Genomic DNA, 20,311 nt, shown 5'->3' with positions numbered 1-20,311 from the left:
ATGAGTTGCTTCTTTGGAGCATCGACGGACCTCACGCGTTAACGGGACTGGCGCATTCTGCATGCCTGAAAGGACAATGACATGCCTCGTGAGGTAAGCGATGCGGAGGGCATCACGTGGACCTGCATTCAGGCTTTCGCCGGCCTCGGCAATGATCCCGAGAAAACAGATGCCGCGCGCGTCGACGGCACGCGCAATCAGGTTCATGTCGTCTGCACCCCATCGGGGGGAGCCAAGTCGGTGCGCCTCGAACTCCCAGGAGATTGGGAGACGAGCCTGCCCGATGACGATTTGCTCCGGGCCATCCGCTCGCAGCTGATCGAAGAGTCGCCGGCCGCTCAGGTTTAGCGGCGACCGGAGCAGGCTGCAGTGACAAGCACAGGCTGGAGGACAGTGGACCTGCAATGCCCGATTTGCCAACGATCGCGTTTCTGGACTTCGAAGCTTCGTCCTTAGGCAAGCACGGCTATCCGATCGAGGTGGCCTGGGTTCTCTCAAACGGCGAGGAGGAGAGCCACCTCATTCGGCCCGATCCAACCTGGACCGATTGGGACCTCAAGGCTGAAGCCATTCACGGGATCTCGCGGGATCGGCTGCAGGCGGAGGGAGCGCCTGTGGCGGATGTCGCCCAGCGAATGACGTCCGCTCTCGCGGGGTATGATCTTTATGCAACAGCACCGTCGTGGGATGGGAAATGGCTCAGCCGCCTGCTGCGAACCGCCGGGCTCCCACGGCATGCTCTGCGCCTTGCGGATACGGAAGCCGTTCACCGGCAGACTATGCACGAAATCTTCCTCGGAATGGGCGTACCGGCTGAGCTTCATGATGGCCTCATGAAGAAGGTACTGTCTCAGGCCCAGCGAAAAGACGATGAACTCGGCCCTGCCGAGCACCGCGCCCTTGCGGATGCACGCCGCGAACAGCGCCTCTGGCTTGATATCCGCCGTCGCGCTCGGGAGATTGCAGGTGCCGATCAAACGACCAGTCGACCCTCGCATGGGGTTGATCTCTTCTGAGAAGGCGCCCCGGGAGGCTCCCAAGCAGGGCTCGAATCTAGTATCCGTCCGGGAGTTCGCCTGCGATGTCCTGACTGGGACGGGTCAGAACCTCAATGCGTCGACCATCCGGAAGCTGAATTGTCCGAAGCCGCATGACCTCCAGCCCCGCATCGATTCCCTCCTGCGCCGATCCATAGCGTGTGACCCGAGCCCGTCGCTCGATCCCATTGCGTGGGGCACGCGCCTGGGAAACCGCCAATCTTGGCTCACCACGCCGCTGGGCTGCCCGCTCTTCCCGCTTCTGGGGACGCGTGACGCTGCGCGCCTGCTGGGTTGAACGGCGTACCTTGCGCTCGGTTACGGTCTTCTGCTCGACCTGCTCACCTGCCACCTCTTTGCGTGGAGAAACCTCGGCAGGGGATCTGGATGCGACCGCCTCTTTCTCTTTCGAGGCCTCCGAGGAGGCGGAAGCCGAGGAGGGCTGAGGCGCCGATGGCGGTGGCGCCGGGGCAGCGGCCTGTGGCGCCGGGGTCGCAGGTGCAGAGACTGCAGGTGCAGGGGTCGGCGACGAGGATGGTGTGGTGTCGTTCTCCGACGGGGGATCGACCCAGGGGCGCCCTGACTGGGCAAGAACGGGCGCTGCGGCCGACAGAACGCTGATAAGCGACACCGTCAACAGCCAACGTCCTGGTGACCCTGCCATAACCCAACTCCATTCCTGTCACAGAGGAACGCTTGTGCCGTCATTGCGGGTTCCACCGGATCAGCTTATTTCAGGAGCGACATGGACAAACCACTGTGAGGTATAGACTTTTTACTAGAAAGGCTCAGCTTTTGCTGCAGGCCCGCTACTTGTTCAGGATAGGGTCCTGGCTGTAGTGCCTCTTGGAATAGGGGTCTGATTGAAATCTCCGATCCAATCTTTTGTGATGCAAAAGGGATGAGAAAGACGGCTTGGCCCTTGTGCAAGCTCTGCAGTATCCGAAATAAGGGTTCGCAAACACGGAAGGCTTCATGGACCAGCTATTTGCACTTGCCGCGGACCCAACCGCATGGGCGGCCTTGGCAACCCTCATCGTCATGGAAGTTGTGCTCGGAATCGATAATCTCATCTTCATTTCGATCCTGACCAACAAGCTGCCCGCTCATCAGCAGGCCAGAGCCCGTCGCATCGGCATCGGGCTGGCTCTCATTCTTCGTCTCGGCCTGCTCGGGACCATCGCAATCATCGTTCAGCTGACCGAGCCGCTCTTTACCGCCTTCGGACATGGCTTCTCCTGGCGCGACCTGATCCTGATCGCAGGCGGCCTGTTCCTGGTCTGGAAAGCCACCAAGGAGATTCACCACCATGTGGATCCCGATCCGGGCCCGGATCTCTTCGAAGGGGAGAAGGCTCAGATGAGCTTTGCATCCGCCATCGTACAGATCCTGCTGCTGGACCTTGTCTTCTCCATCGACAGCATCATCACGGCCGTTGGAATGACGGATCACGTGCCGATCATGGTGATTGCGGTGCTGGTGGCTGTGACGGTGATGCTGCTGGCGGCAAATCCGCTGGCGCGCTTCATCCAGGCGAACCCGACCGTCGTCATGCTCGCGCTCGGCTTCCTGCTCATGATCGGCATGGTGTTGATCGCAGAGGGCTTCGGCGCACACGTGCCCAAAGGCTATATCTACGCAGCCATGGCCTTTTCGGCCCTCATCGAGGGCCTCAACATGCTCTCGCGGAGAGCTAAGAAGACCCGATAACCGCAATGTTTGGGCGCGGCAGATTTCCCGGCCGCGCCCAATTCCATCTTCGAACGGTCAATCTTCGGCCTGCGCGGCCTCGGCTGCAGTCCAGAGACCGAGGATGGCATCAGGCTCCGTCATCCGGAGAAGTTCCTCCACGCTGAGCCCGATGGAGGCCCCATACCGAAGGATTTTCTCACGATCCGCTTCGAAGACATCCTTGTCGGCCCATTCCGGCCGAGCGTCGATCAGGGCGTTCATCATTCGCCATATCCTGTGAGACTGCGAAGGACCGAACATAACCGCCCTCCTCTCATGGCGGATCTCTTAAGCTGCGCAGGGTGATCGATACAGCATCGCCAGATGAGACATCAACCGTTATATTAGAACTTGGTACAAGACATGCCCTAGAGGCATTTACATTCCTCTAAGAACAGAGACAGTCTCCACAACAGACTAATGGCTACCGCCCTGCGCCCAATAATTCTGTTGGCTCATTTCATTGCCTTCACCTATAGAATAAATTCAACCACAATCGTTGTATCGTCGAATGAAGCGCCTGTTATCAGAAGTCTACTTGCACCTGATCGCAGGCGTGATTGCCCTCGGCATTCTCGGGATTTCCGCCCATACGCTCTGGATGGATCGGCTCGGCACATGGCAAGAGGCCGAAAAATCTTCTCGGAATGTGTTGACCGCCATTGCCCGCGATCTCGACAACAATCTGGAACTGCTCGATCTGTCCCTGAAGGGAGCCATGGAGGGACTGAGCCACCTCAGCACCCATCAACTGTCGCCCGATCTCCAGTACCGGATGCTGTTCGACCGCGCGGCTTCGGCCAACTTCATGGCAGCCCTTCTGCTGGTGGACAAAAACGGCAACCTGATTGCCGATGCAGGACCGGTGATTGCCTCGCGATCGCTCAACGTCTCCGACCGCGAGTACTTCACGGCTCACAAGAACACGCATCACTTCGGCCTCTACGTCAGCCGCCCCTACCGGAGCAAAGCCCCCCACGGCGATCTCACCATCGGGATCAGCCGAAGACTCTCAGACGCCAATGGCGGCTTCGCTGGGGTGGTCATCGGGTCGCTTGCCCTGAACACGATCAATCAGCGGTTTGAGCACCTGAGCCTTGGCCGTCATGGAGCCATCAATCTCTTCCGCGGCGACGGCGTCCTGCTGACGCGCTATCCCTTCGACGAGAGCCAGGTCAACCAGGATCTGGGCGGCTCCCCTCATGTCCAGCGCCTCCTGCGGGAAAAGTCCGGCACATTCGACTCGGTATCTCCCATCGATGGCGTCCACCGCATCATCTCCTTCGGCCGGCTGGAGAAATATCCTCTCGTGCTCACCGTGGCACTGTCGATGGACGAGGTTTTCGCCGCCTGGGAGAGGAAAGCCCTGGTCCTGAGCCTCGTGACGCTGGTGCTCTGCTGTGCCGTGGTCGGATTGACGTTCCTCTTCCAGCGGGAGTTGAAGCGCCGCACGAGAGCCGAGACCAAGCTCAGGCGGATCGCCAGAACCGATGACCTGACAGGTCTGCCGAACCGTCGCGCCTTCCGTGAGACCTTCGAGCGCGAGTGGCGCCAGGCCGTTCGCTCAGGCTCGGCCCTGTCGCTGCTTTATATCGACGCCGATTATTTCAAGAGCTTCAATGATCGCTATGGGCATGGCCGCGGCGACGAGGTTCTGCGCGCGATTGCCGGCACCCTCGACGCCAGCATCCGGCGTCCTCGGGACATCGCTGCCCGCTATGGCGGCGAGGAGTTCGCCATCATCCTGCCCGAGACGGATCTGAACGGCGCCATGAGAATCGCCGACGCCATTCGCGAGACCATCAACGCGATGGCGATGGCGCATGAGGGCAGCCCTTACCACATCGTCACGATCAGCATCGGTGTCGCCTCGGCGCAGCCGTCCCGCGGCAATGAGAGGAACACCCTTCTCGAGGCCGCCGACCAGGCCCTCTATGTGGCAAAGGCCGCAGGCCGCAACGCGGTCCGCAGCCCCGGTGAGGATAGCGCCCCATCCCGAACATCGCTTCCGCACGCAGCAGCCTGATCTGGACTATTCGACCAAGCGGGTCAGGCAACTGCGATGCACTCGATCTCGATGTCGAACTCCATAGGCCAGGACGCCACCGGCACAAAGGTCCGCGAGGGCGGGTTTTCCGGGAAGAAGCGGGCATAGACGCGGTTGATGGCGCCATAGAACCCGGCATTGGCCGCGTAGATCCGCACCATGACCACCTTGTCGAGCGAGGTGCCGGCACTCTCCAGACAATGTTGAAGCGCCCGGAGGCATGCTTCCGTCTGCACCTCGATGTCGCCTTTCACGAAACCGCCGCTCTCCATGTTGAAGGGAGGCGTTCCCGACACGAACACGAACCCGTTCGCCCTCGTCACCATGGACAGCGGCACGCCCACCTTGCGCACGCCTTCAGACAGAACGGGAACCTCGACGACTTCCTTGGACATGGATGGCCCTCTTTAGAACAACCCACACTGTAGCGACTCGAGACGGTCGCGCCAGTCCGGAGAGGCATTGCTGCTGTGGAAGCGACCCTAGAGCTTGGCGCGGGTGCTGCGGGGCGTTGCCAGCAGGAGATTCGTCTCGGACGCGATGACGCCCGGGATCAGACGCACCCGCCGCAGGATGGCGTCGAAATCCGAAAGGCTGGTTGCACCGAGTTCGACGATGAGATCCCACTTGCCGTTGGTGGTGTGAATGGCGCTCACCTGCGGAAAGCCGCCGAGCGCATTCACCACCCGGTCGCCGGCCCTGCCCTCCACCTCGATCAGCATGATGCCCCGCACCGGCAAGGCCACCGCATCGGCCCGGAGGATAACCGTATAGCCCACAATATCGCCGGACCGTTCGAGACGCTCCATGCGGGACCGGACCGTCGCGCGGGAGGCGCCAAGGGCGATGGCAAGATCCGAGACGCTCCGCCGTCCGTTGTGCCGCAGGAGCGTGATCAGGCGCTGGTCGAGGTCATCCATCGGGCACCACTATGGTAAGCTGAGCTTGCCAGAATGATCACAAGGTCTGCGCTTTATGTCAAAGTACCATGTTCATTATGCCGAGGCGATCCGGTAGCTTGACGGCAGGATTGGGAGAGATGAATGGCTTCGACCACATGCATTGTGCTCGGGATCCCCGTGCAGGAGGGCGCCGGCCGGCTCGGCTGCGACATGGGTCCCAGCGCCTTCCGGACGGCGGGATTGGTGACGGAGCTACGCAATCTCGGCTACGCGGTCGAGGATCGCGGCAACATCGCGCCTGCTCCCCAACGCGAAGTGCGCCACCCGAACGGCGCCATCAAGGCCTTAGCCGAAACGGTGGCCTGGACCGAGGCCATCACCGAGGCCGCCTATCAGGCAAGCGGCGACGGCATGCCGATCTTTATCGGCGGAGATCACAGCCTCTCTGCCGGGTCCATGACCGGGCTCGCCCGCCGGGCCGCCAAGGAGGGCCGCGAGTTCTTCGTACTCTGGCTCGATTCCCACCCGGATTTCCACACCCTTGAGACTACGACGAGCGGCAACCTCCATGGGGTGCCGATGGCCTATGCAACGGGCCTCAAGGGCTTCGATGGCTACTTCCCGGCTGTCACCAACCCGCTCAATCCGCAGAACGTGTGCATGATGGGCATCCGCAGCGTCGATCCGGCGGAGCGGGCCGCTCTCGCGACAGCCGGCGTCACGGTCCGCGACATGCGCGCCATCGACGAGAACGGCGTCGCGCCTCTCCTCGACGCGTTCCTCAAGCGCGTGGCCGCCTCCGACGGCATTCTCCACGTGAGCCTGGATGTGGACTTCCTCGATCCGGGCATTGCCCCAGGGGTCGGCACGACGGTTCCCGGCGGCGCCACCTTCCGAGAGGCGCATCTCATCATGGAGATGCTTCACGACAGCGGCCTGGTGCGGAGCATCGACCTGGTCGAACTCAATCCCTTCCTCGATGAGCGCGGGCGCACGGCCCTTCTGATGGTCGACCTCGTCTCCAGCCTCATGGGCCGGCGCGTGCTCGACCGTCCCACCCAGAGCTACCGCCATACTCCAAAGAACCCTTAAGCCATGAACCTGAAACTGAACGTCGTCCCCTTCGTCAGCGTCGACAACATGATGAAGCTTGTTCTCACCATTGGCGTGGAGCGCTTCCTGCTGGAGCTGGCGGAGTGCATCGAGGCCGATTTCCGGCGCTGGGAATCCTTCGATAAGACCCCGCGGGTCGCCTCCCACAGCCGGGAGGGCGTGATCGAGCTCATGCCGACCAGCGACGGCGAGGTCTATGGCTTCAAGTATGTGAACGGGCACCCTAAGAACACCCGCGAGGGACGCCAGACCGTCACGGCTTTCGGCGTGCTGGCCGATGTGGCAACCGGCTATCCCGTGCTTCTCACCGAGATGACCATTCTCACGGCGCTTCGCACCGCCGCCACATCGGCGGTCGCGGCCAAGCACCTCGCCCCCAAGGGAGCGCGCACGATGGCCATCATCGGCAACGGCGCACAGGCCGAGTTCCAGGCTCTGGCGTTCAAGGCGCTCCTCGGCGTCGACACCCTGCGGCTCTACGACATCGACCGCACGGCCAGCACGAAATGCGTGCGCAATCTCGCAGGCCTCGGCTTTGGCATCGCGGTCTGCAACTCCATCGAGGAGGCGATGGAAGGCGCCCAGATCGTCACCACCGTCACGGCGGACAAGCAGAACGCCACGATCCTCACCGACAACATGGTCGGCTCAGGGCTCCACATCAACGCCGTCGGCGGCGACTGCCCCGGCAAGACCGAGCTGCACGCCGACATCCTGAAGCGCTCCGACATCTTCGTGGAATACCCGCCGCAGACCCGCATCGAGGGCGAGATCCAGCAGCTTCCGGCGGATTATCCGGTCAAGGAACTGTGGCGCGTGATTGCAGGCCTCGAGCCCGGCCGCACGGGCGACCGGCAGATCACCCTGTTCGACTCCGTCGGTTTCGCCATCGAGGATTTCTCAGCCCTGCGCTACGTGAAACGCCAGATCGAGCAGACGGGTCTCTCCGACGAACTCGACCTCCTGGCCGACCCCGACGAACCCCGCGACCTCTTCGGCATGCTTCTACGTGCTGCCGCCACGCCGAATGCGGCGTGATCGATTGCGAAGGTTCCAGGATTGCGAATTTGAGGCGGTTGCAGAGGGCCGACACCTTCAATCGCCCACTCTCCAGCCTTTATGCTCTGCTTAGGTCCATTTGCTGAGATTTGGATATTGCGCAATGTCAGCTTCGTGCCAAAAGGCGTCATTCTCTACAGTTCTGTCCGGGAGCAGGCCCTTGTTCCGCCGTATGACGCCACTCCACCGATCGGATCCCGCGTTTCACCGCCTGAAGTCTCATCGCGCAGGCCTTCAAGACCGCCGCAACGGCCATCGCGGCGGCAAGCGATGAGGTGACTTGGAAGAGTTCCTCGTAACCGTATGCCGCGATCAATGGTGTGCTCAGAAGGGGCGAACAGAACTGGCCGATGAACACGGAAGCGGTCAGGATGCCACCGGCCGCTCCCCTCCGCCGGGGCGGTGCAAGCCTCAAGGCAAGGGTCACGAAGCTCGGCGAGACCAATGCATAGCCTGCACCGACGGCAGCGGCTGCCGCGAACCAAGCCAGAGGCGTCGCCGCAAGGGCCAGCAACGCGAAACCAAGCGCCATCACACCATAGCCCAGAGCGAAGATGCCGCCGTAGCCGATGGCCCGCTGCACTCGGCCGTATAACAGGGCGAGGCTGCCGCCCGAGAGCATCAGGATACCGAGCGCCGAACCCGTCATCACTGGGCTGCTATAGCCTGCCGCTGCGAAGAAGAACGACAACTGGGTCGGGATGACGAAGAAGATCATGTTCGTCAGCGCCTGGAGAACCACGAGCAACGTGAAGGCGAGGGCCCACGAAGAAGGCTTGAGGGAGCGGTCGTCCAGCTTGGGACTCGAATTGGACGAGGTCCGTGATGTGTCCTTGATGGTCTTCCACATCAGCGGCAGGAACGCCGCGGCAACTCCATAGATAACAAACGGTAGGCGCGGCGAGAGCGCCGCGGACCATCCGGCGAGCGAGATGAACATGAGCCCCCCGAAGTTCCGGGCCGATATCTGAAGTCCTGACAATGCGCTCCGGCTATCCCCAGTGAAGTAGTCCCCGATGAGCGCGGTCTGCGCCGTCATAATGAGGGCGACGGCCAGCCCCAGGACCAGACGGCTGGCAAAAATGGTGGGCAGGTCGGGAAGGAACAGCCCCGCGCATCCGGCGACCACGAAGAGGATGACCCCGGCAAGAAGCATGTGACGTCGCCCGTACCGATCAGCAACGAGGCCGGCGAATGGCGCGAAGATGGCGACGCTGAGGGAGGGTGCGGGCACCAGCAGGCGAACCAGCATCGCGGCATTCGGATCATCCGCGAACAGGCGCTCGAGCCCGGGGAGAGCGGGACTGATCGTGGCATTGGCCATCGTGGTGAGCGACGCGGCCATCAACAGCGCGATCGCTCGCGGGTCTCGCCAGATCTGTGTCTGCCTTGGGATCGTGGTGCTGGTCATAACGTGCCTCTTGCTCGAATTGACGATTCGAGAGAGGCTACGACTTCAAGTCAACTTGAGGTCAAGCACAAGAATGATGGATATTGGAGAGGTTGCCGAACGATCAGGCGTGCTGCCTTCGACGCTACGCTATTATGAGGAGGTCGGCTTGATCCGGTCGATCAGCCGGCATGGGCTGCGGCGGCAATTCGATGCTGACGTCCTCTTGAAGCTATCCCTGATCGAGCTCGGAAAAGCGGCAGGTTTCTCCCTCGCCGAGATCGCAGGCATGTTCGGCAAAGACGGCCGGCCCAACATTCCCCGCGATCAGTTGCACGCAAAGGCGGATGATTTGCAGCGCCAGATGCTCGACCTGCGGATGCTGCGGGATGCGCTTCGGCACGTGGCCGAATGTCCAGCCCCGTCGCATCTGGAATGCCCGACCTTCCGCAAGCTTCTGAAGGCAGCGACCCGTAGACGCCTCACCCGTCCAGCATCCGGGACCGGACGCCGCGGAAGCTCCCGGCTTGTCGAATAGGTCGTGAACAGCTTTTGGGCGTCGGCTCCAATAACGCCCCTCGCAAACACGAAAGTCTGCTCGGGGCCAAAAGCAGACACTCGCAATCAATGCAAGCGTTTGCTCAGCCAACAGATGCTATTGAGCTTTCGGTGCAGGAGGCGCTACCACTCGCGAGACCAAAACATGAAGTTTTCTAATGATTTGAATCACTTAAGTGATAGATGGTAGCGGAGGAGGGATTTGAACCCCCGACACAAGGATTATGATTCCTCTGCTCTGACCAACTGAGCTACTCCGCCCCAGGCAGCGGGGCGGACCCCGCGTCAGGCATGGGCGATATAGGGAAGGTTCGCCCTCAGTGTCAAGAAAGACCCGCGGGGAAAGTACGGATTTGTCGCCACCCCGTCGGCCATGTGCCCGGACGGCAGGATTTCGGCGCGATACGCCTGAAGCCCTGCGTCCGTCCAGGGGTGAATGCGGTTCGCTCCGGTCAGCCCTTCGGCTTCATCCGCCAGAGCTGATAGCCCTCGGTCGAGACCGCCTGTTCGATGGCCTTGCGGTTGAACTTGTGCGGCGGGGTCTCACGGGAGTTCAGCGTGCCGGTCAGCCCCCAGGGAGCGTATTTGGCCGGGAGCTTGGTGCCGGATTCATCACCTGCAAAAGCGTGAAGATCGTCCTTGGCCTGGGAGGTGAACATGAAAAGGCGCATCGGAAGTGCTTTCGTGATCTGGAGTTGCCCTTGCTCCTTGAGATAGGGCTTCGAGCCCGAAAGTCACGTCCAAGGCACGAAGACCCGCCTCATCCACCCGCACCGAACCGTCAGGCTTTCTTCTTGATTCTCATGAGCTTGAAGAAGCCGCTCGGGAATAGGGACCGCAGCTCCACGACCTCCATGCGGCCTGTCCGCTGAGCCCAGTTCTCGACCCGCAAAGCCTTGAAGGCCGAGCTCCAGCCGATGGCCTTGGCGATGGGAGAGACCATCTCCTCAACCTTGGCGACGGGACCGGAGGGCTGTCCCCAGTGATTGGCGAGCACGATCTCGCCGCCGGGCCTGAGCACGCGCATGAACTCGTCCAGCGCCGTCTCCGGCTCGGGCACCAGGGTGATGATGAACTGCGCCGTTACCGCGTCAAAAGTCCCGTCCGGGAAGCCGAGGCGGGTGACGTCCATCACCTGCAGGCTCTTCACATGGGTAAGGCCACGCCTGTCGACCTTTTCCTGGGCCCGGCGGAGCATGTCCTCCGAGAGATCGACCCCGTAGACCTCGGCGTGCCCAGGGTAGTAGCCCAGGGACAAGCCCGTGCCGACGCCGGCCTCCAGCACCTTCGGCCCGCAGGCGACGGCGGCGTTCACGGCCGCGCGGGCGGCCGGCTCGGTGAGCTTGTCGTAGACGAGGTCGTAAATCGGCGCCCAACGCGCATAAGCCTTGCGCATCAGCACGGTGGTCGCTCCATCCGTCATAAAGGTCCCTTCGGTCGAGGCCTCAGGCCGCGGCGGGTGCGGCTTCGGCCATTGTGCGAGCAATCGTCCCCCCGCCAAGCACACGTGCCCGCGGAGCATCGCTCTCATAGATGACACAAGCTTGACCGGGAGACACCCCGTCTTCCGCCGATAACAGCTCGACCGTAGTGCTTGTTCCTGTGGATCGAAGGATCGCCGGACGCGGCTCACGGGTGGAGCGCACGCGCACGGCCACCTCCATGCCCTTCTCGCCTAAGGCTTCGAGGGGCACGTCGCCGAGCCAGTTCACATCCGTCACCCGGATCAGCCGAGTGGCCAGCGCCCCCCGGGGGCCGACCACCACGCGGGCCTCCTTGGCCTCAAGGCGAACCACGTAGAGGGGCTCGCCGACGGAGAGGCCCAGGCCCTTCCGCTGCCCCACCGTGTAGTGGATGATGCCTTCATGGCGTCCGAGCACCCGGCCGTCGATATGGACAATCTCGCCGCCCTGCACGGCCCCGGGCTTCAGGCGCTCGATCACGTCGCTGTAGCGCCCTTGCGTCACGAAGCAGATGTCCTGGCTGTCGGCCTTCTCCGCCACGGTGAGCCCGAACTCGCGCGCCAGCTCTCTGACCTGATCCTTCGGCAGTTCGCCCAGGGGAAAGCGCAGGAAATCCAGCTGCTCCGGCGTGGTCGCATAGAGAAAGTAGCTCTGATCCCGGTCCGGATCGGCCGCCCGATGCAGCGCCCGGCGCCCATCCTGCAGAGCGCGGCTTGCGACGTAATGGCCGGTCGCCAGCACATCGCCGCCAAGCTCCCTGGCAGTCTCCAGGAGGTCACGGAACTTGATGGAGCGGTTGCACTCCACGCAGGGGATCGGCGTCTCCCCGGCCAGATAGCTCTGGGTGAAACGGTCGATCACGGCCTCACGGAAGCGGGCCTCGTAATCGAGCACGTAATGGGGAATGCCGATGGCCTCCGCCACCCGCCGGGCATCGTAGATGTCCTGGCCGGCGCAGCAGGCGCCCTTCCGGTGCGCGGCGGCCCCGTGATCGTAGAGCTGGAGCGTGATGCCGATGACATCATAGCCCTCGCGCTTGAGCAGGGCTGCGACGACGGACGAGTCAACGCCGCCCGACATCGCAACCACGACGCGGGTCTTCGAAGGTTCTGTAGGCAGGTCGAGTGAGTTGAGCATCATTCCATCCAGAGGCGCCGTTCAAGGCGGCGCACGGGAGGGGCCAAAGTCCCTCTATAGCGCATCGTGCGGAAAAGTGGACCCGGTTTTCCGGACCACACGATGCACCAGCTAAAACTGAAGCATCGGACCCAAAAGTGCATTCCACTTTTGGGACCGATGCCCGTACGCCACAATTCTTAAAGGGAAAGTGCAGCGGAATAAGGCAACGTTAACGTTTATGGCTAAGCTTAGGCACTCTCGATAACCGCCTGATCGGGCTTAGGAAAACATTAAGTCCCGTCGCGTAGGTTCGAGCCACTGAGGTCGTTGAATTTTTGTGTGAGCGTATCATGACCGAACCCCACCGCCCTAGGGTCAAGTATGTCATAGGGCCCGACGGCAGTCCCCTGACGATTGCCGACCTTCCCCCGACCAGCACCCGCCGCTGGGTTATCCGCCGCAAGGCCGAGGTTGTTGCCGCCGTTCGCGGCGGTCTCCTCAGCCTGGAGGAAGCCTGCCAGCGTTACACCCTGACCACCGAAGAGTTCCTGAGCTGGCAGCTGTCCATCGACCAGCATGGCCTGGCCGGCCTGCGCACCACGCGCATCCAGCAGTACCGGCAGTAAGCACGCCGGCCGATCCAACGATGAGGCGCTGCTCACCCGAGCCAGCGCCTTTTCCATTTCAGGTTCAGGATTCGGATTCTCGAAGCTCGGCCGTTAAGAGCTTCCTAACCATAAGATGAGCATAAACTCCTGAATCACCTCTTCTAAAGGCAGGCTCTCAACGTGCTCGGCACCCAGGATCTGTTGGACCAACAAGGCTCCCTCGCAATGATAGGCGGTTCGCCGTCCCCTGCCGGTCCGGAACAGACCATCGAGACATTCCGGAGCATTCTGGTCGGCCGGACCATCGCCGACGTGGAGCGGCACCTGATCCTCGACACGCTCGCCTCCTGCCTTGGGAACAGGACTCATGCGGCCCGGATCCTCGGCATCTCGATCCGCACCCTGCGCAACAAGCTGAACGAATACATGCAGGCCGGCATTGCCGTGCCCGAGCCGGGCCAGCGCCCTGCCTGAGCGCTCGCGCTTCTTCCGTTCCTATTGATCGGACGATGACAGCGGCGGCGGCGGCACGGAACCGTCGGCGACCATTCGGCCGCGCCAGGCCTGCGCCAGCCGCGCCCGCTCGAACAGGAGCACGACCACGAGCGACAGGGCGAAGGGTATCAGGAGATAGAACAGGCGGAAGATGATGAGCGCCGCCAGCACGTCCGCCTTGGGGATGTCGGGCATGGCCGTGAGGAAGACGAGTTCGAACACCCCGAGGCCGCCGGGGGCATGGCTCACCAGGGCCGCCGAGAAGGAGGCCAGGAACACGGCCAACACCACGATGAAGCTCGGCTCCAGATGCGACGGGAGCACGAAGTAGATGATGCCGGCAGCGCCCAGAAGCTCCAGCGGCGCCGCGATCAGCTGGCGCACCATGATGGCCGGGCGCGGATATTCCAGCTTGGCCTTGCGGATGACGAGCGGCGGAAGGTGCAGGACCGATCCGACCACATAAAGCGCCACGAAGCCGAGGAGCAGCAGCCCGACGATGCGGGCCGTGGCCGGATTGGTCAGCATCGAGGGCAGAAGCTCCTCCAGCCGGTGAAGGAGCGTCGGGTCGGCCACCAGCACCACGCCGCCGAGCAGGATGGTGCCGAGCCCGAAGGTAAAGGAACAGAGAGCCACCAGCACGGCGATCTGCGGAGCGCTGAGACCCTTCGACGTATAGGCCCGATAGCGCACGACGGCACCGGAGAAGACCGAGGCGCCGATATTGTGGGACAACGCATAGGTCGTGAATGACGTAACGGACACGAACAGCCACGAAATGTGGCGGACGCCGAGATGCAGCAACGCGATCCGGTCGTACCAGGCGAGCGCCGCATAGGCGAACAGGGTCGATAGAGCCGCGAGAGCGTAGCGGTGGGAAGGAACGGCGGTCAGGCTGTCCCAGACGTCGTCCAGGGACATGCCGCGAAGTTCACGGTAGAGAAGCCAGCCTGAGACGATGACCGCCAGCAGCCCGATCAGGGGCCAAATGAACTCACGCACATTCTTCATCGAGCCGGCACATCTCCCTCATTGGCTCTTCTGTGCCTATAATCCCCTTGGTCTGCAAGGGGATATTGGTGTGGAGGTCCATGACATAAAGTCCAAGCAGGCCGGGTGACGCGGGGAAGCAATCGCTTTATCAAGCAACCGTGTCCTTGAAGATCCCGAAAAGGCGATCCGCCATGACGAGCGCTTCGGCTGCAGCTCTCAACCTCAACGGCTATACCGATCTGCCCCCTGGCAAAATCGCCACCATCGTCACCTATCTCGACATGCGGGAACCGCCGGACCTGCCCTCGATACTGCAGCCTGAGGGCTGGACGCTCCAGCGCATCGATCACGACCGGCCGCGCTACCGGTCCCTGTTCCGCGCGGTGGGCGAGCCCTGGCTCTGGTTCAGTCGGGCCATGATGCCGGATGACACGCTCGCCGCGATCCTCGACGACCCGAAGGTGGAGGCCTACGCCCTCCATGACGGAACGGGCGATGTGGGCCTGCTCGAACTGGATTTCCGCGGCGACGAGGTCGAGCTCGCCTTTCTAGGATTGGCGCCCGGTTTCATCGGCCAGGGAGCAGGACGCTTCCTGATGAACGAGGCCATTCGCCGTGCTTTCGCCCGTCCGACGCGCCGCTTCTTCGTCCACACCTGCACGCTCGACTCAGCCAGCGCCCTTCCCTTCTACATCCGCTCGGGCTTCAAGCCCTACCGGCGCGCCATCGAGGTCGCGGACGATCCGCGCCTTCACGGCTTCCTTCCCCGCGAGGCGGCTCCCCACATTCCGCTGCTGACGCCCACAGCATGAAAAAAGGGCGCGCCGGCCTGGCGCGCCCTCTCGGATTTCGGTGCGGCGGGGGATTAGGCCGTGGCGCGAACCACGCGGCCTTGGCCGGCTTGGCTGATGGCCGCGTCCAGGGAGCGCTCGCGATCCTCGAGACTCTCGGCCCGCTTCAAATCCTCGAACGCCTCTCCCAACTCGGCCTTCGCATCGTCGAGCTGGATGTGCAGGTTCTGAGCCGAGAGGCGCAGGTTGTCGCGCCGTTGGGCCGCAGCGCGCGCGTAAGTCGGATAGGCAAAGTGGTTGAGGTCGGTGATACCGGCCTTCTGCTCTTCCGCTGCGATTTCCCGATCAAGGTCAGCCGCCATGCGGTCGAACTCGGCGATCATCATCTCGATCTGCGCCACACGGCGACGTTTCTCGTCGACCTGAAAGCGCTTGAGGCGGATGAGCGTGTCCCGCGACTTCATCTTGATTCAACTCCACACGTCGCTGTTTCATTTTGCCTCACGGATCGCTCAGTTATCCGCCAGACATGCGACACCATCGCCGATGGAGGTTGAGCTTTCCTTACCGCCGCCGCCAAAAAATTCCTGTGATCTCAATCCCCTTGGCGAATTCTTGCCTCAAGCTTGCGTCCTGCGGGCCTCGTAAACCATTCGTTTACCGATTTCGTTAACACTGCCCTTGTCACGGTCGCGGCTCCCTCGGGTCCGTCTCCAGACAAGGCGGAAACGCTTGGAAGATAAGCTTTTGGGATGTTGTAAGGCGGTTCCCTATGGTTACCCAGAATCCACAGGATAATGGCCTTCGGCGGATGATCTGCCTGTCAAGTTCGTTAAGCGCTTGCGTCCCAGAATCAGGGTTTGTTAACCATTCCGTACTAGCGTTTCGAATCAGTTCAAAAGAGCATCCGCCGCAAGCCCGGTGGCGGGTGAACAGCCTCCCGCTGTTTCAAGGCTCAAGGGCAAGGGCTGGGGATTGAACATGCGCGTACTTCTGATCGAAGACGACAGCGCGACAGCGCAAAGCATCGAACTGATGCTGAAGTCCGAGAATTTCAATATCTACACGACGGATCTCGGAGAAGAGGGCATCGACCTCGGCAAACTCTACGATTACGACATCATCCTTCTCGACCTGAATCTGCCCGACATGTCGGGATACGAGGTTCTGCGGACGCTCCGCGTGGCGAAGGTGAAGACGCCGATCCTGATCCTCTCCGGCATGGCCGGCATCGAGGACAAGGTGAAGGGTCTTGGCTTCGGTGCCGACGATTATCTCACGAAGCCGTTCCACAAGGACGAGATGGTGGCCCGCATCCATGCGATCGTGCGCCGCTCGAAGGGTCACGCCCAGTCGGTGATCACCACCGGGGACCTGATCGTCAATCTCGACACCAAGACGGTCGAAGTCGGCGGCGCCCGCGTGCATCTCACCGGCAAGGAGTACCAGATGCTGGAGCTCCTCTCCCTGCGGAAGGGCACGACGCTCACGAAGGAGATGTTCCTCAACCATCTCTATGGCGGCATGGACGAGCCGGAGCTGAAGATCATCGACGTCTTCATCTGCAAGCTGCGCAAGAAGCTCGCCAACGCTTCCCAGGGCCGCAACTACATCGAGACCGTCTGGGGCCGCGGCTACGTGCTGCGCGAGCCTACTGAGGCGGAAGAGCGGATCGCGATCTGATACAAGCGACATTCGACATGAAAAAGCCCGGCTGAATGCCGGGCTTTTCTTTTGGGCGCCGAGAGGAAACGTCGGCTGCCTTATGCAGTGACAGCCTTGATCGTCACCTCGTCGCCCTCGATGGAAAAGTCGATCGTCATATTCGACGCGCGGGCCACCATGCCGGCATAAAAGATCTGGATGCCGTGGGCGTCGACCGTGCCGGTCTCCGAACTGCCGGCGAGGAGCGCCTCGGAATGGGTGGGAATGCGGGCATTCAGGCCTTTCGACACGATGGTGAAGGCGCAGTTCTCGGCGTCTCCCGTGACAGTCACGGCGATCGAGCCGCCCCGCGGAATCGCCGTGGTGGCGATCATCACCAGGTTGAGGAGAAGCTTCACCCGGTTCTTCGGGAACAGGAGCCGGGGCGACGACCAGGAGAAGCTGATCTTGTCGTCAAGGAAGAGCCCGCGGGCCACCTGCTCGGCATCGCCGAGATCGATCGAGGCGCCGGCGGAGCCTGCCGCCCCGAAGGCAAGGCGGGCGAACTGGAGGCGGGCCGAGGCCTGCCTGGCGCTCTTCTGGATCAGGTCCAAGGCAAAATCGCGCATGGAGGCATCGCTGTCGTCCTCCAGAACCTCGAGCCCGTTGACGATCGCACCCACCGGCGAGATCACGTCATGGCAGACGCGTGAGCAGAGGAGAGCGGCGAGATCGAGCGAATCGAGGGAAATCGTGGCCATTGGGGCTCCGGAGGCACCGTAAAGTCAGCTGTGCATTCATGAAATCGGGATTTCGACGGGCATGAATACAGCCAAACAGGAAAGAGAACGTGAACCGGGATACCCGGCTCAGAGTTCTTTGAAAAGCGGGCAAAAAGACATCGACAGCCCGCGAGGGAACAGGCACAAATCTATGATGCGCTTCGATGGACAGACCCCTGACGACATCGCCCTGAAGCTGGCTCACATCGCCTGGGAGGCGGGACGGGTCCTGCGCGGCTTCGAAAGCGCCCTGGTCGACAAGCGCATCAAGGATGACGGAACCCCCACGACGGCAGCCGATCTTGCGGCAGAGCAGCTCATCATCCAACGCCTGAACGAGGCCTGGGACGGCGTTCCGGTGGTGGCAGAGGAAACCTCCAGCACGGCCCAGACGGACGACTATTTCTTCCTGGTCGATCCTCTCGACGGCACCGGCGACTTCATCCACGGCACCGGCGAGTACAGCGTCAACATTGCCCTGATCCGGGGTGACCGGCCCATGGCGGCCGTGGTGGCAGCTCCGGCCATGGGGTCGATCTGGATGGCCGGCGAGACCGCCCGCGTGAGCCCCCTGCCTGATGGCCAGGGGACGGATTTCGACTGGCGCGAAGCAAAGGTGCGCCCTGCCCCCGAGAAGGATCTGGTGGCGCTGGTGAGCCGCCGCCATGGCGACATCGCCACGGAAGCCTGCCTGTCGGTCCTGTCGATCGGCACGAGGCGCATGACCTCCTCGGCCCTTAAGTTCTGCCTCATCGCCTCGGGTGAGGCCGACGTTTATGTGCGCTGCGGCCCGACCATGGAATGGGACACGGCGGCGGGCGACCATATCCTCACCTGCGCCGGCGGCAGCGTGGTCGGACCGGGAGGAGCCCCCCTCACCTATGGCCACGAGGACAAGGGCTACCGGAACGGCCCCTTCGCAGCCATCGGCGACACGGCCCTGGCGCCCCGGCTGGACCTGCCCGTGTCAGCTGCTGTGGCCTAAGACGGCTTTCAAGTCGGATAAGGTCTTGATTCTCAGCCGAACTCTCTCGGCCTCAGGCCAGCGGGCTTGAATGACGCCCCAAGGCCCTCGCTCGACATGGATGGCCTGCATGCCGAGGGCGAGAGCCGGCAGGACGTCGTTGTCGATCCGATCTCCGATATAAGCGATGTCCTGAGGATCGAGCCCTGAATCCCGGATGATGGTTTCGAAGAACCGCGGATCAGGCTTGGAAAAGCCCCAGCGCTCGGCCGATCCGATGATCTCGACGTCGGCATCCAGCCCTCTCAGGAAATTTTCGGTCGCCAGGGAGTGATTGCCGCCCAAACCCAGGCGATAACCCTGAGCGCGTGCCCACTGAAGCGTCGGCACGGTGTCGGGGAACAGATCGGAAGCCAGAAAGCCGAACGGCAACCCGGCCTTGGCCCTCTCCTCTCTCTCCTTGGCCAGATCGAAATCGGACCGGAAATAGCCGAATACCTCCCGGTAATCGCATTTGCGTTCAATGACGCTCCCCATGGCCGCGAAGAATTCGCCAACGGGCACCCGGAGCCACTCGGCCCATGAGGTCCAAAGGCGCTCTTCACTGACAAGTGTTTCGCCGACATCGAAGAACAGCATTTTCGGGCGCATGGACGAGCTTTCACTTGATGGAGGCAGCCATGTCTATTTCGAGGAGCGGCATTCCGTACAGAGATTGTTAGGGTTGATGACCGTAAGGTTCGAACCTCGATAGCAGCCTTTCGGCCTGACACGGCCGGATTGTCCCCTGTCTCATGCGAGGAGATAGCCCATGCGCTCCCGGTCAACCTTTCTTGCGGCTGCGGCCTTTGCCGCCCTGATCAGCGCCCTGCCCCTGCAGGCATCGGCTCAAACCGTCCAGCGCGCCTATGTTGCCAATCCCGGCAATCCGGAATCCTTCCGTTCCGATGAACTGGTCCAGTCCGGTCACCAGTTCTTCGGCTCCGCCTCCCGCGGCCTTGCGCTCGCGCTCCAGGAAGCGATCCGCCGCTGGGGCGAGCCCAACGGCTATATCCTGGGCCAAGAGGCCTCCGGCGCCTTCTTCGGCGGCCTGCGCTACGGCGAGGGCAAGCTCTTCACCCGCAATGCCGGGGACCGCCGCATCTTCTGGCAGGGTCCCTCCCTCGGGTTCGACGTGGGCGGCGACGGCGCCCGCACCATGATGCTGGTCTACAACATGCCCTTTACGGACGCGCTCTATAAGCGCTTCGTCGGGGTCGACGGCTCGGCCTATTTCATCGGCGGGTTCGGCGTGACCGCCGTGGCGGCGGACGAGATGGTCGTGGTGCCGATCCGCGCCGGTGTGGGAGCCCGATTGGGCGTCAATATCGGCTACCTGAAGTTCACCTCGGAGCCCACCTGGAATCCCTTCTAGGCGCCGAAGCAGTGGAAACCGCCCTCGGATGCGCTACAACGGGCGGTCTGGAGCGTTAGGGCTCTAGCGCATCGTGCGAAAAAGTGGCCCCGGTTTTTCGCGCCCAACGATGCGCCAGTCTAGAATGAGCATCGGATGGGTCCCAAAAGTGGTGTCCACTTTTGGGTCCGATGCTCTAGGAAGCTGCGCAGGCACAAGGCA

At 62.3% G+C, this 20,311-nt stretch carries 24 protein-coding genes, 1 tRNA gene and 1 pseudogene; 13 read left to right on the top strand and 13 right to left on the bottom strand.

Annotated elements, in window-relative coordinates; translation table 11 throughout:
- Positions 1-81: 81 nt before the first annotated feature.
- Entirely contained in the window at positions 82-348 is a 267-nt protein-coding gene (locus tag MA07_RS21940) for a hypothetical protein (RefSeq protein ID WP_036356797.1), read from the top strand.
- Between the two features lie 56 nt (positions 349-404).
- The gene (locus MA07_RS21935; protein WP_036356794.1) at positions 405-1,016 is read left to right on the top strand and encodes a transcriptional regulator; all 612 of its coding nucleotides are present in this window, start codon (positions 405-407) and stop codon (positions 1,014-1,016) included.
- A gap of 37 nt (positions 1,017-1,053) precedes the next feature.
- Here the strand turns inward: MA07_RS21935 and MA07_RS29770 are convergent, their stop codons facing one another.
- Entirely contained in the window at positions 1,054-1,674 is a 621-nt protein-coding gene (locus tag MA07_RS29770; protein WP_152568975.1) for a hypothetical protein, read from the bottom strand.
- Positions 1,675-2,012: 338 nt separating this feature from the next.
- On the opposite strand from MA07_RS29770, the gene MA07_RS21925 reads away from it, so the two are divergent.
- Positions 2,013-2,747, top strand: a complete 735-nt coding sequence (locus MA07_RS21925; RefSeq protein WP_036356791.1) for a TerC family protein — start codon at positions 2,013-2,015, stop codon at positions 2,745-2,747.
- Positions 2,748-2,804: 57 nt separating this feature from the next.
- Here MA07_RS21925 and MA07_RS21920 read toward each other — a convergent pair whose 3' ends face one another.
- Positions 2,805-2,993 (bottom strand): hypothetical protein, encoded by a 189-nt coding sequence (locus MA07_RS21920; RefSeq protein ID WP_036356788.1) that lies wholly within the window; start codon positions 2,991-2,993, stop codon positions 2,805-2,807.
- 313 nt (positions 2,994-3,306) lie between these two features.
- Here MA07_RS21920 and MA07_RS21915 point away from each other — a divergent pair, with 313 nt between their 5' ends.
- Positions 3,307-4,794, top strand: coding sequence for a sensor domain-containing diguanylate cyclase (locus tag MA07_RS21915; protein ID WP_052003422.1), 1,488 nt, complete (start codon positions 3,307-3,309; stop codon positions 4,792-4,794).
- A 23-nt stretch (positions 4,795-4,817) separates the two neighbouring features.
- Here MA07_RS21915 and MA07_RS21910 read toward each other — a convergent pair whose 3' ends face one another.
- Both MA07_RS21910 and MA07_RS21905 read right to left on the bottom strand, forming a co-directional pair.
- Positions 4,818-5,210 carry a RidA family protein gene (locus MA07_RS21910; RefSeq protein WP_036356786.1) on the bottom strand — a complete coding sequence of 131 codons (393 nt, stop codon included), beginning with the start codon at positions 5,208-5,210 and terminating at the stop codon, positions 4,818-4,820.
- Positions 5,211-5,297: 87 nt separating this feature from the next.
- Positions 5,298-5,735 (bottom strand): Lrp/AsnC family transcriptional regulator, encoded by a 438-nt coding sequence (locus tag MA07_RS21905; protein ID WP_036356783.1) that lies wholly within the window; start codon positions 5,733-5,735, stop codon positions 5,298-5,300.
- A 123-nt stretch (positions 5,736-5,858) separates the two neighbouring features.
- Between MA07_RS21905 and rocF the strand changes: the two genes are divergently transcribed.
- Both rocF and MA07_RS21895 read left to right on the top strand, forming a co-directional pair.
- Entirely contained in the window at positions 5,859-6,809 is a 951-nt protein-coding gene (gene rocF / locus MA07_RS21900) for an arginase (protein ID WP_036356779.1), read from the top strand.
- 3 nt (positions 6,810-6,812) lie between these two features.
- A complete protein-coding gene (locus MA07_RS21895; protein ID WP_036356776.1) occupies positions 6,813-7,868 on the top strand; it encodes an ornithine cyclodeaminase in 1,056 nt (351 codons plus the stop codon).
- Positions 7,869-8,016: 148 nt separating this feature from the next.
- On the opposite strand, the gene MA07_RS21890 is transcribed toward MA07_RS21895, so the two are convergent.
- The gene (locus tag MA07_RS21890) at positions 8,017-9,300 is read right to left on the bottom strand and encodes an MFS transporter (RefSeq protein WP_081929112.1); all 1,284 of its coding nucleotides are present in this window, start codon (positions 9,298-9,300) and stop codon (positions 8,017-8,019) included.
- A 73-nt stretch (positions 9,301-9,373) separates the two neighbouring features.
- Here MA07_RS21890 and MA07_RS21885 point away from each other — a divergent pair, with 73 nt between their 5' ends.
- The gene (locus MA07_RS21885; RefSeq protein ID WP_052003421.1) at positions 9,374-9,817 is read left to right on the top strand and encodes a helix-turn-helix domain-containing protein; all 444 of its coding nucleotides are present in this window, start codon (positions 9,374-9,376) and stop codon (positions 9,815-9,817) included.
- 204 nt (positions 9,818-10,021) lie between these two features.
- Here the strand turns inward: MA07_RS21885 and MA07_RS21880 are convergent.
- From MA07_RS21880 to mnmA, 4 genes are all read right to left on the bottom strand, one after another.
- Positions 10,022-10,098 (bottom strand) — tRNA-Met (locus MA07_RS21880).
- 191 nt (positions 10,099-10,289) lie between these two features.
- On the bottom strand, positions 10,290-10,496 hold the full coding sequence (locus MA07_RS21875; protein ID WP_244445327.1) for a hypothetical protein: 207 nt from the start codon (positions 10,494-10,496) through the stop codon (positions 10,290-10,292).
- A gap of 122 nt (positions 10,497-10,618) precedes the next feature.
- Complete coding sequence (locus MA07_RS21870) at positions 10,619-11,260, bottom strand: class I SAM-dependent methyltransferase (protein WP_036356770.1); 642 nt, start codon at positions 11,258-11,260, stop codon at positions 10,619-10,621.
- Between the two features lie 22 nt (positions 11,261-11,282).
- On the bottom strand, positions 11,283-12,440 hold the full coding sequence (gene mnmA, locus MA07_RS21865; protein WP_036356767.1) for a tRNA 2-thiouridine(34) synthase MnmA: 1,158 nt from the start codon (positions 12,438-12,440) through the stop codon (positions 11,283-11,285).
- Between the two features lie 329 nt (positions 12,441-12,769).
- Here mnmA and MA07_RS21860 point away from each other — a divergent pair, with 329 nt between their 5' ends.
- Positions 12,770-13,045 (top strand): DUF1153 domain-containing protein, encoded by a 276-nt coding sequence (locus MA07_RS21860; protein WP_036356763.1) that lies wholly within the window; start codon positions 12,770-12,772, stop codon positions 13,043-13,045.
- Positions 13,046-13,315: 270 nt separating this feature from the next.
- Positions 13,316-13,501: pseudogene (locus MA07_RS29210) on the top strand (helix-turn-helix domain-containing protein); the annotation flags it as partial.
- A 21-nt stretch (positions 13,502-13,522) separates the two neighbouring features.
- Here MA07_RS29210 and MA07_RS21850 read toward each other — a convergent pair.
- On the bottom strand, positions 13,523-14,533 hold the full coding sequence (locus MA07_RS21850) for a lysylphosphatidylglycerol synthase domain-containing protein (protein WP_036356755.1): 1,011 nt from the start codon (positions 14,531-14,533) through the stop codon (positions 13,523-13,525).
- Between the two features lie 173 nt (positions 14,534-14,706).
- Between MA07_RS21850 and MA07_RS21845 the strand changes: the two genes are divergently transcribed.
- Positions 14,707-15,327, top strand: coding sequence for a GNAT family N-acetyltransferase (locus MA07_RS21845; protein WP_036356752.1), 621 nt, complete (start codon positions 14,707-14,709; stop codon positions 15,325-15,327).
- Between the two features lie 53 nt (positions 15,328-15,380).
- Here the strand turns inward: MA07_RS21845 and MA07_RS21840 are convergent, their stop codons facing one another.
- Positions 15,381-15,770 carry a flagellar export protein FliJ gene (locus tag MA07_RS21840; protein ID WP_036356749.1) on the bottom strand — a complete coding sequence of 130 codons (390 nt, stop codon included), beginning with the start codon at positions 15,768-15,770 and terminating at the stop codon, positions 15,381-15,383.
- 517 nt (positions 15,771-16,287) lie between these two features.
- Here MA07_RS21840 and MA07_RS21835 point away from each other — a divergent pair.
- On the top strand, positions 16,288-16,989 hold the full coding sequence (locus MA07_RS21835) for a response regulator transcription factor CtrA (protein ID WP_036356746.1): 702 nt from the start codon (positions 16,288-16,290) through the stop codon (positions 16,987-16,989).
- A gap of 80 nt (positions 16,990-17,069) precedes the next feature.
- On the opposite strand, the gene MA07_RS21830 is transcribed toward MA07_RS21835, so the two are convergent.
- A complete protein-coding gene (locus MA07_RS21830; RefSeq protein ID WP_036356744.1) occupies positions 17,070-17,711 on the bottom strand; it encodes a histidine phosphotransferase family protein in 642 nt (213 codons plus the stop codon).
- Positions 17,712-17,883: 172 nt separating this feature from the next.
- Between MA07_RS21830 and MA07_RS21825 the strand changes: the two genes are divergently transcribed.
- Positions 17,884-18,717, top strand: a complete 834-nt coding sequence (locus MA07_RS21825) for a 3'(2'),5'-bisphosphate nucleotidase CysQ (RefSeq protein WP_036356741.1) — start codon at positions 17,884-17,886, stop codon at positions 18,715-18,717.
- Here the strand turns inward: MA07_RS21825 and MA07_RS21820 are convergent.
- Positions 18,700-19,347 (bottom strand): HAD family hydrolase, encoded by a 648-nt coding sequence (locus MA07_RS21820; protein ID WP_036356738.1) that lies wholly within the window; start codon positions 19,345-19,347, stop codon positions 18,700-18,702. The genes MA07_RS21825 and MA07_RS21820 overlap by 18 nt on opposite strands.
- Before the next feature lie 160 nt (positions 19,348-19,507).
- Here MA07_RS21820 and MA07_RS21815 point away from each other — a divergent pair, with 160 nt between their 5' ends.
- A complete protein-coding gene (locus tag MA07_RS21815) occupies positions 19,508-20,110 on the top strand; it encodes a DUF1134 domain-containing protein (RefSeq protein ID WP_036356736.1) in 603 nt (200 codons plus the stop codon).
- The last annotated feature ends 201 nt before the right edge of the window (positions 20,111-20,311 follow it).

The organism is Microvirga sp. BSC39, assembly GCF_000739015.1.
Taxonomy (GTDB): domain Bacteria; phylum Pseudomonadota; class Alphaproteobacteria; order Rhizobiales; family Beijerinckiaceae; genus Microvirga.
Note: the sequence above shows the minus strand (reverse complement) of the source record. Positions and strands in the feature narration are given on the sequence as shown.